The organism is Nocardia sp. NPDC057353 (genome assembly GCF_042667085.1).
Lineage (GTDB): Bacteria > Actinomycetota > Actinomycetes > Mycobacteriales > Mycobacteriaceae > Nocardia.
In genome coordinates, this window is the sequence record NZ_JBHVAK010000069.1 from 20,189 (window position 1) to 34,485 (window position 14,297).

Sequence of the window (14,297 nt, forward strand, 5' to 3'; positions counted from 1 at the left end):
AATGGATTTCGGGGCCGCGCGCACGCCGTTCGGAACGGAGGTTAACGAGGGCCGCACCCCTGCGGGCAACCCCTGCCGCACCCCTTTCGGCGGTCACGATTTCCCGAATTCGGTGCGGATGAAGTCGAGGAGGTCGTCGTCGCTCGCGGACTCGAGGCCGGCGGCGGCGGCGCCGTCCGGCTCCTGGTCCGACCAGGCCGCGGCGAGCGTGCGCAGCCGGTTCGCCAGCCTGGTCCTGGTAGCCGGGTCGGCGGCGAGCACGGCGGCTCCGAGCCCGGCCGCGAAGGCGTCCACCCGGTCGTCCAGCGGGACCTCCGGCTCGGTGAGCCTGCCCCGCAGGTGGTCGGCGAGCTCGCGCACCGTCGGGTGGTCGAAGACGACGGAGGGCGGCAGCCGCAGGCCGGTCTCGGCGGCGAGCCGGTTCCTGAGCTCGACGGCGGCGAGGGAGTCGAAGCCGAGGTCGCGGAAGGCCCGGTCCGGGGCGATCCCGGCGGGCGAATCGTGCCCGAGCACCTGCCCGACCATGCGCAGGCACCCCTGCAGCAGCAGCTGGGCGTGTTCCGCGGGCGGCGCCACGGCCAGCCGCGCACGCAGCGCGGGCTCCCGGTCGGCGCCGTGGCCTGCGGGCACGTCGCCGCGGTCGAGCACGCCGTCGTACAGCGGGTCCGGGTCACCGCCGCCTGCCATGCGGGACCAGTCCACCTCGGCGACGACGACCTGCGGATCGGGGTGTGTGGCCGCGAATCGGAGCGCGTCCAGCGCGCGGTCGACGGGGAGCGCGGGCACCCCGCTCCACTCCTCCACCCGGCGCAGCCCCGCGCTCATTCCGGCGCCCGCCCACGGCCCCCAGGCGATGGAGGTGGCGGCCAGCCCGGCCGCTCGCCGGTGCGCGGCCAGCGCGTCCAGGTAGGCGTTGCCCGGCGCGTAGTTCGCCTGGCCGAAGGAGCCGAAGGTGCCCGCGAGCGACGAGAAGAGCACGAAGGCCGACAACTCCAGGTGCCTGGTCAGCTCGTGCAGGTTCGCCGCGCCCGCCAGCTTGCCGCGCAGGGCGCGGTCCATCCGCTCGGGGGTGAGGTCGTCCACTGTGCAGTCGTCGAGCTCACCCGCGGTGTGCACGACGGCGGTCAGCGGCAGGTGCGCGGGGATCGCGTCGAGCACGGCACCGAGCGCCGCGGGATCGGCGGTGTCGCAGGCGGTCACGGTGACGGTCGCCCCGAGCGCGGTGAGCTCCGCGCACAACTCGGCCGCGCCGGGTGCCGCCGTTCCCTGTCTGCTGAGCAGCACGAGGTGGCCCGCGCCGCGCGCGGCGAGCGCGCGGGCGACGTGGCCGCCGAGCGCACCGGTCCCGCCGGTGATCAGGACGGTGCCGGTCGGCCGCCACTCCGGGTGCGGGGTGAGGCGGGTCCGGACGAGCCGCCTGGTCAGGATCCGGCCGTCGCGCACGGCCCACTGGCCAGGCCCGGTCGCACCCGCCAGGATCCGGCCGAGCGCGGCGGCCGCCGCGGGGCCTGCGCCGCCGGGCAGGTCGACGATCCCACCCCAGCGCTCCGGGGTCTCGACGGCGAGCACCCGCGCCAGTCCGTGCACGGGTGCCTGCCCGACGCCGGTCACCGGGTCGCCGGGGGCGGCGGCGGCCGCGTCGGTGGTCACGATCCAGAGCGGCGCCGTCGCGCCCGCCGCGCCGAGCGCCTGAACCAGCCGCACCGTGGTGCGCAGCCCGCGGGGGGTGTCGCGGTGCGGCGCCGCCCGCTCGTCGTCGAGCGCGAGCAGCGAGACGACCCCGGCCACCCGGCTCGCGGCGAAGGCCGGGCGCAGCAGGTCGAGCAGGGCGGCCCGGCCCGGCTCGGCGGGGAGGTCAAGCCGGATGTAGCGCCCGGCGTCGGCGGCGAGCAGCGCCCCGGCGAGCTCTTCGGCCGCCCGGTGCCCGCCGGGGACGAGCAGCAGCACGGGTGCGCCGGACCGCAGCTCGTCGAGGCCGGCGGCCGGGAACCACCTGGTGCCGTAGGACCAGCGGTCGAGGGCGGCGCCGCGCTGCCGCTCGCGGTGCCAGCCCGCGAGGACGGGGAGCGCGTCGGTGAAGGGAACGGCGGGGTCGATGCCGAATCGCTCGGCGACGGCGCCTGCCTCCGCGGTCTGCAGCAACTGCCAGAACTCGTCGTCCGCGGCGGCGGGGGCGTCGCGCTCCAGCCAGTACCGCGAGCGCTGGAAGGCGTAGGTGGGGGCCGGGATCGGGGCGACGCCCGCGGTCGGCACCGCCCAGTTCACCGCGGCGCCGTCGGTGTACAGCGCCGCCAGCCCCGTCAGCAGCGTCCTGACCTCGTCCCGGCCCGGTCGCATCGACACCGCGACGACGGCGTCGGCGGCGGCGCACTCGCGCAGCAGCGACGCCAGCACCGCCCCGGGGCCGACCTCGAGGAACCTGGTGACGCCTTCGCGTTCGAGCGCCGCGACGGCGTCGGCGAACCGCACCGTGTCGCGCACGTTCCGCACCCAGTGCGCGGCGTCGGTTCCCGGCGCCACGTCCCCGGTCACGGTCGAGACGAAACCCGTGCGCGGCGGGTGGAACTCGATCCCGGCGCAGATCTCCGCGAACTCGCCGAGCATCGGGTCCATCAGGCCGGAGTGGAAGCCGTGCGACACGGGAAGCCGCTTCACCCTGCGACCGGTGAAGCGCGCGCAGACGGCGTCCACCTCGGCGCCGGTGCCGGAGACCACCACCGACCGCGGGCCGTTGACCGCGGCCGCCTCCCCCACCTCGGCCTCGGTGGCCTCGATCGCCGCCATCGCCCCGCCCGGCGGGAGCGCCGCCATCAGCCTGCCGCGCGCCCGCACCAGCGCGACCGCGTCCGGCAGGTCGATCATCCCCGCCGCGCAGGCGGCAACGAGCTCGCCCACCGAGTGGCCCATCACGAAATCGGGCCGCAGCCCCAGTGATTCGAGCAGCCGGAACAGCCCGTACTGCACGGCGAACAGGCCGAGCTGCACCACGTCCGTCCGGCTCAGGTCGGTCAGCTCCGCGCCGCGGGCGACCTCGTCGTACGCCGCGGCGAACACGGGGAAGGCCGCGGCGAGCGCGCTCCCCATCCCGGCCCACTCCGACCCCTGGCCCGAGAACACCAGGGCCGTCCGCCCCGAGCCGCGGATCGGGGCGTGCTCCGCCTCCGCCACCGCACGCAGCCCGCGTGCCAGCTCGGCGGCGTCCCCGGCCACCACGACGGCGCGGTGCTGCAGCGCGGCGCGGCCACGAGCGAGGGTGCGGGACACGGCGGCGATGGCGGCGTCGTCGACCGGCACCGCGGCGAGGTTCGCGGCCTGGGCGCGCAGTGCCGCCGCGGAGGCGCCGGAGAGGACGAACGGGAGCGGGCGGAGGGTGACCTCCGGCGGCTCGGGTGGCTCCGCGGCGGGTGGCTGCTCCAGCACGACGTGCGCGTTGGTGCCGGAGACCCCGAACGCCGAGACCGCGGCGCGGCGCGGCCGATCGGTCTCCGGCCACGGCCTGGCCGCGGTCACCGGCGCGACCTCGCCGGTGCTCCAGTCCACGTGCGGCGTCGGCTCGCTGAGGTGCAGGGTGGCGGGGACGACCCCGCGGTTCAGCGCCTCCACCATCTTGATGACCCCGGCGACGCCCGCCGCGGCCTGGGTGTGCCCGATATTCGACTTGATCGACCCGACCAGCACGGGCTCGGCGCCGGGGCGGTCCCGGCCGTAGGTCGCCAGCAGCGCCTGCAGCTCGATCGGGTCGCCGAGCACGGTGCCGGTGCCGTGCGCCTCCACCACGTCGACGTCGGCGGGGGTGAGCCCGGCGTTCGCCAGCGCCCGCCGGATGACCCGCTGCTGGGCCGGGCCGCTCGGCGCGGTGAGCCCGTTCGACGCGCCGTCCTGGTCGACGGCGCTGCCGCGCACGACCGCGAGCACCGGGTGGCCGTTGCGCCTGGCGTCGGAGAGCCGCTCGACCAGCACGAGCCCGGCGCCCTCGCCCCACCCGGTACCGTCGGCGTCCGCCGCGAACGCCTTGCACCTGCCGTCCGCGGAGAGCCCGCCCTGCCTGGTGAACTCCTCGAACGCGAACGGGGTGCTCAGCACCGTCACCCCGCCCGCGATCGCCATCGAGCAGTCGCCGTCCCGCACCGAGCGCGCCGCCCAGTCGAGCGCGACCAGCGACGACGAGCAGGCGGTGTCCACCGTGACGGCGGGCCCCTCCAGCCCGTAGACGTACGCGATCCGGCCGGAGGCGACGCTGCCCGCGGTGCCGGTCAGGTTGTGCCCGGCGACCCGCTGCCTGGCCAGGCTCGGTGCGGCGGCGTAGTCGCGGCCGGAGAGCCCGACGAACACACCGGTCCGGCTCCCCCGCAACGAATCCGGCGCCACCCCCGCCCGCTCGAACAACTCCCACGACACCTCGAGCAACAGCCGCTGCTGCGGATCCATCGCCACCGCCTCCCGCGGCGACACCCCGAACAGCCCCGCGTCGAAATCCCCCGCGTCGTACAGGAACCCGCCCGCCGCGGTGCCGATGCGGGCGATCTCCTCGGGGTGCCAGTCGCGGTCGTCCGGGAAGCCGCCGATGGTGTCGGTGCCGTTCTCGACGACGCGCCACAGCCCTTCGGGGGAGGCGATGCCGCCCGGGTACCGGCAGCTCGCGGCGACGATCACGATCGGGTCGTCCGCGGCGGCCCGCACCGCAACCGGGGCGCCGCCGTCCGCCGCCGTCCCGTCGAAGATCCGCTCCAGCCAACCGGTCAGCGCCTCGACGGTGGGGTGGTCGAAGAGGATGGTGGCGGGCAGCCGGAGCCCGGTCGCGGTGGCGAGCCGGTTGCGGAGCTCGATCGCGGTCATGGAGTCGAAGCCGAGTTCCTGGAAGCTTCTCGGCTCGACCGCGTCCGGCGAAGCGAGGCCGAGGATGTCGGCGGCCTGCGCGCGCAGCAGCTTGCCGAGCTCGCGCCTGCGTTCGGCCGGGGACAGTGCCGCGAAGCGGCCGGCGGGGCGCTCGGGCGGCGCAGCGGGCGCGGCGGCGGGCGGTGCCGTCGCGCGCGGCCCGCCCTCCGGCCAGAACCGCTGCCGCTGGAACGCGTAGGTGGGCAGGTCGAGCGGCTTTCCGGAGTCCGGGAGACCGGGCAGCCGCACCGGAAGGCCGTGCGCCCAGCCTGCGGCCGCCGCCTCCAGTATCCGGTCCGGCCCGCCCGAACCGCGGCGCAGCGTGCCGAGCGCGACCACGTCCGCCCCGGCGGCATCGATGATCTGCTCCATTGCCGGGACCAGCACCGGGTGCGGTCCGACCTCGATCAGGAAGCGGTGGCCGGAGTCGAGCAGGGCGGTGACCGCGGCCTCGAACCGCACCGGCTGCCGCAGGTTCCGCACCCAGTACGCGGCGGACAGCTCGGAGCCGTCCAGCGGCCCCGGCGTGACCGTCGAGTACAGCGGGACGCGGGCCTGCACCGGGGTGATGCCCGCCAGCGCGGTCGCCAGCGCGTCGGCGACCGAGTCGACCTGCGCCGAGTGCGAGGCGTAGTCGACCTCGACCCGGCGCACCCTGGCCGGGATCGCCGCGCAGGCGGCCTCGATCGCCAGCAGCGCGGCGGGCTCCCCGGCGAGCACGGTGGCGGCGGGGCCGTTCACCGCCGCCACCGAGACCAGGTCCCCGTAGCCGGCGACCAGCTCGTCCAGCTGCCCGGCGGGCAGCGCGACCGAGAGCATGGCACCGCGCCCGGAGAGCTCGGCGCCGATGATCCGGCTGCGCTCGATCACCACGCGGGCGGCCTCGGCCAGGCCGAGCGCGCCCGCGACGCAGGCCGCCGCGATCTCGCCCTGGGAGTGCCCGACCACCGCGTGCGGCAGCACACCCGCGGCTTCCCACACCGCGGCCAGCGACACCATCACCGCGAACGACACCGGCTGCACGATCTCGACCCGCTCCAGCGCGGCGCCGGGGTCGCGCACGGTGTCGAGCAGCGACCAGCCGGTGACCGGGTCCATCACCGCGGCGCACTGCCGCATCCTGGCGGCGAAGACGGCGTCCGCCGCCAGCAGCTCGCGCCCCATCCCCGCCCACTGGGCGCCCTGGCCGGGGAAGACGAAGGCGATCCGGCCGGACCGCGCCCGGCCGGTGGCGACGCCGGTGACCGGGGTCCCAGCGGCGACGGCATCGAGGCCTGCGCGCAGCTCGCCCGCGCTCCCCGCGGTGACGACGGCCCGGTACTCCAGCGCGGCCCTGGTCGCCGTCAGCGACCACGCCAGGTCCCGGAGTTCGCCCTCCCCGGCAGGCCGGGCGGCCAGCCCGGCCGCCTGCGCGCGCAGCGCCTCCGCGCTCCGCCCGGAGACCACGAAGGGCAGCTGCCCGGCCGGGGCGGGCACCACCGCCTCCGGTTCCGGGTCCGGCGGGTCCTCCGGAGCCTGTTCCAGCACGACGTGCGCGTTCGTCCCGGAGACGCCGAAGGACGAGACGCCGGCCCGGCGCGGCCCCGGCGCAGGCCACGGCTCCGCCCCGGTCGCGAGCCGGACCGCGCCTGCCGACCACTCCACCCGCGGGGTCGGGCCGTCCACGTGCAGCGTCGGCGGGACGACGCCGCTGCGCATGGCACCGACCATCTTGATCACGCCTGCGATCCCCGCCGCCGCCATGGTGTGGCCGATATTGGACTTGATCGACCCGAGCAGCACCGGCCGCTCGGCCGGATGCGCCCGGCCGTAGGTCTCCAGCACGGCCTGCGCCTCGATCGGGTCGCCGAGCGTGGTCCCGGTGCCGTGCGCCTCGACGACGTCGATGTCGGCCGCGGTCAGCCCGGCGTCCGCCAGCGCGGCCCGGATGACGCGCTGCTGGGCGGGGCCGTTCGGCGCGGTGAGGCCGTTCGAGGCGCCGTCCTGGTTCACCGCGGAGCCGCGCAGCAGCGCCAGCACCCGGTGGCCGTTGCGCCTGGCGTCGGAGAGCCGCTCCAGCAGCACCAGCCCGACCCCCTCGCCCCACCCGGTGCCGTCGGCGGCGGCGGCGAACGCCTTGCAGCGGCCGTCCGCGGCCAGCCCGCCGCGCCGGGTGAACTCCTCGAACGCCTTCGGCGTCGACATCACCGTCACGCCGCCCGCGATCGCCAGCGTGCACTCCCCCGCGCGCAGCGCGGAGGCCGCCAGGTGCATCGCGACCAGCGAGGAGGAGCACGCGGTGTCCAGCGTGACGGCGGGGCCCTCCAGCCCGAAGACGTAGGCGATCCGGCCGGACATCACCGCGGCCGAGCTGCCGAGCACGGTGTAGGGCGCGGTCCCCGCGTCGGCGGCGCCCGCGTACTCCCAGTAGTCCTGGTCGTTGGTGCCGATGTAGACCCCGGTCGGCGCGCCGCGCAGCGAGCCGGGATCGATGCGGGCCCGTTCGATCAGCTCCCAGGTGGCCTCGAGCAGCAGCCGCTGCTGGGGGTCGGTGCCGAGCGCCTCCCGCGGCGAGATCCCGAAGAGCCCGGCGTCGAAATCCGCAACGCCCTCGAGGAATCCGCCCGCGCCCGCGGCGGCGGGCCAGCCGCGGTCCGCCGGGAAGCCGGTGATCGCGTCGCCGCCGCGCGCGACCAGCTCCCAGAGCTGCTCCGGTGTCGCGACCCCGCCCGGGTAGCGGCAGGCGAGCGAGACCAGTGCGATCGGCTCGGTATCGCGGGACTCCAGCTCCCGCACCCTCGACCTGGTGCGCTGCAACTCGGCGGAGACCCGGGTGAGGTAGTCGACGAGCTTGTCTTCGTTGGTCACCGGTTCAGGTCTCCGAACTCGCGATCGATGAACTCGAGGATGTCGCCGGCCGAGCGCGCGGTCGGGACGGTGGCGGCGGGGACGCCGTCGCCGTCCCGCAGCCGCCACAGCACGGCCTGCAACCGGCCCGCGATCTCGGTCCTGGTGTCGGCGCGGTCGAGGTCGGCGAGCGCCCGCTCCAGCGCGTCCAGGCCGGTGCGGGCCCGTTCGGCGGGGTCGGCGTGCTCGGGGTCGAGCCGGGCGAGCAGGTACGCCGACAGCTCGCCCGCGGTGGGGTGGTCGAAGGCGAGCGAGGGCGGGAGCGGGAGCCCGGTCGCGAGGACCAGGCGATTCCGCAGCTCCACCGCGATCAGCGAGTCGAAGCCGAGCTCGGAGAAGGCCGCGCCGGTGGCGATCCCCGCCGCCGAGCGATGGCCGAGCACCGCGGCGACCTCGGCGAGCACCAGGTCGAGCACGAGCCCGCCGCGGTGCTCGGCGGGGGCGAGGGCGAGGTCGTCCGCGATCCTCGGCCGCGCCGGCGGCACCGGCGCCGGCGCCGGTGCCCCGCGCAGCAGCGCGGGCAGCTCGGCGGGGTCGGCCGCGGAGTGGTCGAGCCGGATCGGGATCGGCCGCGGGTGGCCGGTGGCCAGCGCGGCGTCGAAGAGCCGGAGGCCGTGGCCGACGGTCAGCGGCGCCGCGCCGAAGCGGGCGAAGCGGGCGTGCTCGGCCGCGCCGAGCCCGCTGCCCATGCCGTCCGCGGTGTCCCAGAGCCCCCATGCCACCGCGGTCGCGGGCAGGCCGCGGGCACGCCGGTGCGCGGCGAGCGCGTCGAGGAAGGCGTTGGCGGCGGTGTAGTTCGCCTGGCCCGCGGTACCGAAGGTCGCCGCCGCCGAGGAGAACAGCACGAAGTGGTCCAGCTCCGCGCGCTGGGTCAGCTCGTGCAGGTGCCAGGCGCCGTCGACCTTGGGGCGCAGCACGGTGCCGAGCCCGGCGTCGTCGAGCGAGAGCACCGCGGCGTCGTCCAGCACGCCCGCCGCGTGGATCACCGCCCCCAGCCGTCCCTGGATCCGCGCCAGCAGCGCGGCGACGGCATCCCGGTCGGCGATGTCGCAGGCGGCGACCTCGAGCTCGGCGCCTGCGGCGGCCAGCTCGGCGGCCAGCTCGGCGAGGCCGGGTGCCCCGGCTCCGCGCCTGCCTGCGAGCACCATCCGCCGGACCCCGTGCCGCGCGACCAGGTGCCGCGCCACCGCCGTGCCCAGCGCACCGCCCGCCCCGGTCAGCAGCACCGTCGCCTCGGGGTCGAAGGACGGTCTCGCATCGGCCCGGTGCCGCAGCGGGGCGATGCGCGGTGCGTACAGCCTGCCCTCGCGCAGCGCGACCTCGGGTTCGCTCGCGGCGAGCAGCGCGCCGATGGCGGGCGCCGAGAGCTCGGCGCCGTCCAGGTCGGCCAGCACGATCCGGCCGGGGTGTTCGGCGCGCGCCGAGCGGACCAGCCCCCACACCGGGGCGTTGCCGAGGTCGGGCGCGTCGTCGCCCGGCACGGCGGCGACGGCGCCGCGCGTCACGATCACCAGCGTGCTCCGCGCGGTCCGCGGGTCGGACAGCCACGCGCGGAGCGCGCCCAGCGCGGCGGCGGCCCCGGTGTGCGCCAGTGCGGGCAGCTCACCGGTGGCGGGCAACAGCGGGGCGACGACGGTGTCCGGGACGTCGCCCGCCGCGGCGAGCAGCGCGGGGAGGTCGGGGTACGCGGCGTCGAAGGCCGCCGCACCGTCCGCCGCGGGGCCGGCGAGCACCATCCCCGGCTGCTGCGCCCGCGCGGCGGTGACCGGAATCCAGTCCAGCCGGTGCAGGTCGGCGCCGGAGCGGGGGGCGGGGCCCGCCCAGAAGCGTTCGCGCTGGAACGCGTAGGTGGGGAGCGGAAGCAGCCGGCCCGCGCCGAGGTACCCCCGCCAGTCGATCGGGACGCCGTCGGCGGCGAGCGCGGCGAGCGCGGCGAGCAGCGCCTCGGCCTCGGGCCGATCGGCGCGCATGACCGGGACGACCGGCGCCTGCTCGGAGCCTGCGAGGTTCTGCTGCACCATGGGGACGAGCGCGGCGGCGGGATCGACCACCACGTACCGGCCGGTGCCGCGCGCGGCGAGCGCGCGCACCCCGGCGGCGAAGCGGACCGGTTCCCGCGCGTGCCGCACCCAGTACGCCGGGTCGGCGAGCTCGGCCGCGGTGAGCACTGCGCCGGTGACGTTCGAGAGCACCGGAATCCGCGGCTCCGCGGTGCTGATCGTCGCGCAGAGCTCCGCGAACTCCGCGAGCATCGGCTCCATCAGCGCCGAGTGGAAGGCGTGCGACACCGGCAGCCGCCGCACCCGCCTGCCCGCCGCGGCCAGTAGCTCCGCGACCTGGTGCACGGCGTCGGCGACCCCCGCGAGCACCACCGCGCGCGGACCGTTCACCGCCGCCAGCTGCACCTCCGCCGAAAGATGCGCCTGGATCTCGGCCTCGGTGGCCTCGATCGCGACCATGGCGCCGCCGCTGCCGTTCCGGCCCGCGGGCAGCCGCTGCATCAGCGCGCCCCGCGCGACCACGAGCCTGGCCGCCTCGGCGAGCGGCACCGCACCCGCCGCGCAGACCGCCGTGATCTCGCCGACCGAGTGGCCGACGAGGTGGTCGGGGACGACCCCGTACGCCGTGATCAGCCGGAAGAGCGCGTACTCCACCGCGAACAGCGCGGGCTGGGCGAACTCGGTGCGGTCGATCAGCTCCGGCTCGTCGAACACGATGTCGCGCAGCGCGCGGCCGAGCAGCGGGTCGATGTGGCCGCATGCCTCGTCCAGCGCGGCGGCGAAGACCGGGTACCGCTCGTACAGCTCCCGGCCCATGCCCGCGCGCTGCGAGCCCTGCCCGGCGAAGACCACGGCGACACCGCCCGCGCCGCCGGTCCCGGTGTGCACCCCCGGTCCCGTCCGGCCCGCGGCGAGTCGGGCCAGGCCGTCGAGCAGCGATTCCCGGTCCGCGGCGGTGAGTACCGCGACGACGGGGAGCGCGGCCCGCGCGGTCGCCAGCGTCCATGCCACGTCGTGCAGGCCGTCGGCCTCGCTGTGCTCCGCGAGGTGGCTCCGGAGCAGCTCGGCCTGGCCGCGGAGCGCCGCGGCGGAGGCCGCGGAGAGCACCACCGGGACGTCGGCGGCGGGGCCGCCGGACGGTGCGGCGGGCACGTGGTCATCGGCCTGCTCCAGCAGCACGTGCGCGTTGGTGCCGCTGATCCCGAAGGACGAGACGCCCGCCCGGCGGACCCGGCCGGTCTCCGGCCACGGCACCGAGGCGGTCACCGGCGCGACCCCGCCCGCGCCCCAGTCCACGTGCGGCGTCGGCGCGTCGACGTGCAGGGTGGCAGGCACGATGCCCCGGTTCAGCGCCTCCACCATCTTGATCACCCCGGCCAGGCCGGAGGCGGCCTGGGTGTGCCCGATATTCGACTTGATCGAGCCGAGCAGCAGCGGCCGGTCCGGGGCGCGGTCGCGGCCGTAGGTGGCGAGCAGCGCCTGCGCCTCGATCGGATCGCCCAGCGTGGTTCCGGTGCCGTGCGCCTCGACGACGTCGACATCGGCGGCGGTGAGGCCGGCGTTCGCCAGCGCCCGCCTGATCACCCGCTGCTGGGCGGGGCCGTTCGGCGCGGTGAGGCCGTTGGAGGCGCCGTCCTGGTTCACCGCGCTGCCGCGCACCACCGCGAGCACCCGGCGGCCCGCCGCCCGTGCCGCGGAGCGCCGCTCCAGCAGCACGAGGCCGGCGCCCTCGGCCCAGCCGGTGCCGTCCGCGGCGGCCGCGAACGACTTGCACCGGCCGTCGCCCGCCAGCCCGCCCTGCCGCGCGAACTCGGTGAAGGCGAACGGGGTCGGCATGACCGCGACCCCGCCGACGACCGCCATCGCGCAGTCGCCGTCCCGGATCGAGCGCACCGCGAGGTCGAGCGCGACCAGCGACGACGAGCACGCGGTGTCGACGGTGACCGCGGGCCCCTCCAGGCCGTAGGTATAGGAGATCCGCCCGGAGAGCACCCCGGCCGCGGTCCCGGTGAGCGCATGGCCCGCGCCGTCCTGCCCGGAATCGGCGCCCGGCCGTGCGTAGTCGTTCGCGGAGGCGCCGACGAAGACGCCGGTCGTGCTGCCGCCCATGCTGTCGGGGGCGATACCGGCCCGCTCGAACAGCTCCCACGACGCCTCGAGCAGCAGCCGCTGCTGGGGGTCCATCGCCACCGCCTCGCGCGGCGATATCCCGAACAGCCCCGCATCGAAATCGGCCGCGCCGTGGAGGAATCCGCCGCCGACGGGGGGCAGGGCATCCAGCTCCCAACCCCGGTCGGCGGGGAAGCCGCCGATGGCGTCAACGCCGTCCGCCACCACCCGCCACAGCTCGCCGGACGAGGTGATGCCGCCGGGGAAGCGGCAGGCCGTCGCGGTGATCACCACCGGGTCCGCGCCGCCCGCCCGCACCGGATCGGCCCGGTCCTCCGCCGTGCCCGGCTCCGGTTCGCGCAGGTAGCGCAGCACGGCATCCGGGGTGGGGTGGTCGAAGACCAGGGTTGCGGGCAGTTCGCGGCCGATGGCGGCGGCCAATCGGTCCCGGAACTCGACGGCGGCGAGCGAGTCGAAGCCGAGCTCCCTGAAGGACCGCCTGGATTCGACCTCCCCCGGCGCCGAGTAGCCGAGCGTGGCGGCGACCTCCCGCAGGACGAGCTCCCCGAGGTCGCCGGGTGCGCGCGCGGACGGCGCTGCGGCAACGGTGGCCGCCGCCGCGGTCAGCTCGCCGAGCAGTGGGCTCGGCCTGGCGATGGTGAAGGGGGGGACGAAGCCGCGCCAGTCGATGTCGGCGACCACCAGGTGCGGCTCGCCCGACCCCGCCGCGCGGGCCAGCGCGGCCACGGCGAGTTCGGGCCGCATGGGCCGCACCCCGTTCCGGAGCAGCAACTCCTCGGTCTCCGCGCTGGACGCCATCCCGCCGCCCGCCCAGCCGCCCCAGGCAATGGCGGTGGCGGGCAGCCCGGCGGCGTGCCTGCGCCGCGCCAGCGCGTCCAGGTGCGCGTTGCCCGCCGCGTAGGCGCCCTGCCGCCCGCCGCCCCAGGCGGCGGCGCCGGAGGAGAACAGAACGAAGGCCTCGATCGGGTGGTCGCGGGTCAGCTCGTCCAGCAGTTCGGCACCGGTCACCTTGGCCGCGATCTCGTCGGCGATCCCGTCCACCGTCAGCTCGGCGATCGGCGCGAACCCGGCGACCCCCGCCGCGTGCAGCACCCCGGTGACCGGGCCTGGCAGCCCGGCCAGCAGTGCGGCGAGCGCGCCGCGATCGGTCGTGTCGCAGGCCGCGGCCAGTACCTCGGCGCCCGAGCCGCGCAGCTCGGCGAGGAGCGCGTCCGCACCGGGGGCCGCGGCGCCCCGCCTGCTCACCAGGACCACCCGCTCCGCGCCGTTCCCGGCGGCCCAGCGCGCGAGGTGCGCGCCGATCCCGCCGGTACCGCCGGTGATCAGCACCGTGCCGTGCGGTCGCCACGGGTCGGCGGCGAGGCCGTCTGCCCTGGTCAGCCGCCTGGCCAGGAGCCCGGTCGCGCGGACGGCGAGCTGATCCTCCTGCCCGCGGCCGGAGACGGCGGCGACCAGCCGTGCCACCGCCGTGTCGTCGGCGGCGGCGGGCAGATCGATCAGCCCGCCCCAGCGGCCGGGGTGTTCCAGCGCGGCCACCCGGCCCAGCCCCCACACCTGGGCGTGCGCGGGCGACGGCGGCGGATCGCCGGGCAGCGCCGCGACGGCGCCACGGGTGACCACCCACAGCGGGGCGTCGATGTCCGCGTCACCCAGCGCCTGCAGCAGCGCGACCGTCGCGGCGAGGTCGAGGGGGACGACGGTCCGCGCCGGGTGCGGCGGGGCGTCCGGGTCGAGCACCGCAAGCACCCCGGTGGGCGGGGGAAGGGCGCGCAGCCGCTCGGCGAGCGCGACCCGGTCGCCGTCCGCGTCGACCCGGACGACATCGGCCGCGCGGCCGAGTTCCCGGCAGATACCGTCGGCGGCGCCGACGACCAGCCAGGTGCCCGCGGGCCGCCCGAGCGGCGCCGGGACCGGGCGCCAGCTCTCGCGGTAGAGCCACGAGTCGGTGCCGCGGCGGTCGCCCCACGCGGTGAGCGCGCGGATCACAGCGCCCGCGGGCGCGTCGGCATCCACCCCGAGTGTCGCGCCGACATCGCCCGCGAGCAGGAGGTCCAAGAACTCCGCGTCCGGCGCCGCGGGGGCCGGACGCTCCAACCAGTAGCGGGAGCGCTGGAAGGCATAGGTCGGGACCTCGGCCCGCGCGCCGCCGGCGAGCACCGGCGACCAGTCCACCGCGACGCCGTCCGTGAACAGGGTTCCCAGCCCGTCGAGCAGGACCGGGACCTCGGCCCGGCCCGGCCGCATCGACACCGCCACTACCGCATCCGCATCGGAGACGCACTCCCGGATCAGCGAGGCGAGCACCGCGCCGGGGCCGAGCTCGAGGAAGCGGGTCACCCCCACCCCCCGCAACGCCTCAACCCCATCCGCGAACCGCACCGTATCCCGCACATTCCGCACCCAATG

General features: G+C 77.0%; 1 protein-coding gene and 1 pseudogene. Both read right to left on the minus strand.

What is annotated here, in order from left to right; translation table 11 throughout:
• Nucleotides 1-93 precede the first annotated feature (93 nt).
• Nucleotides 94-7,722, minus strand: a pseudogene (locus ACFUUZ_RS27215) (type I polyketide synthase); the annotation flags it as partial.
• Nucleotides 7,719-14,135, minus strand: coding sequence for an SDR family NAD(P)-dependent oxidoreductase (locus tag ACFUUZ_RS27220; RefSeq protein WP_378701056.1), 6,417 nt, complete (start codon nt 14,133-14,135; stop codon nt 7,719-7,721). The pseudogene ACFUUZ_RS27215 and the gene ACFUUZ_RS27220, both read right to left, overlap by 4 nt.
• Nucleotides 14,136-14,297 lie beyond the last annotated feature (162 nt).